Source organism: Mycobacterium sp. E136, from assembly GCF_001666865.1.
Classification (GTDB): domain Bacteria; phylum Actinomycetota; class Actinomycetes; order Mycobacteriales; family Mycobacteriaceae; genus Mycobacterium.
Window position 1 is genome coordinate 1 of record NZ_LZJE01000389.1, and the last position, 595, is coordinate 595.

Consider the following 595-nt stretch of genomic DNA (forward strand, 5'->3'; position numbering starts at 1 on the left):
CGGCGTTCCTCGAAAGGCCTTTGGGTGTAATCGATGTCGTCTCGCGCGAGCAGATCGAACGCGATGAAGGCCGCGGGTGTCTTCTCGGCCAGCATCCGGACCCGCGAGTCGGCGGGGTGGATGCGTTGTTGCAGGGCCTCGAAGTCGAGGCCATGGCCGGCGGCGACGACGATCTCGCCGTCGATGACGCAGCGTCCGGGTAGCTCCGTCCTCGCGGCCTCGACCAGTTCGGGGAAGTAGCGGGTCAGCGGGCGTTCGTTGCGGCTGCCGAACTCGACCTCATCGCCGTCGCGGAAGCAGATCGACCGGAAGCCGTCCCACTTCGGCTCGTACGACCACACACCCGCCTCGGGCGGGACCGTGGCCTGAGCCTTGGCCAGCATCGGTTCGAGCGGCGGCGTTACGGGAAGGTCCACCCCGCCCATTATTGCGTCCACGCCACTTCTGACCGTCGACACCGGGAAATGTCATCGCCGGTTCAGCGCGGACGGCACTGCGACAATGGCCGAATGCGCCTGCCCGTGATGCCGCCGGTGAAGCCGATGCTGGCCAAATCGGTGGCGTCGATTCCCGCGGACGCGTCCTACGAACCGAA

General features: G+C 66.9%; 1 protein-coding gene. It reads right to left on the minus strand.

Annotation, left to right across the window (positions count from 1 at the left end; translation table 11 throughout):
* Nucleotides 1–416, minus strand: a 416-nt coding sequence (locus tag A5698_RS26520; protein WP_502688995.1) for an ATP-dependent DNA ligase, incomplete at its 3' end; no start/stop codon positions are given.
* Between the last annotated feature and the right edge of the window lie 179 nt (nt 417–595).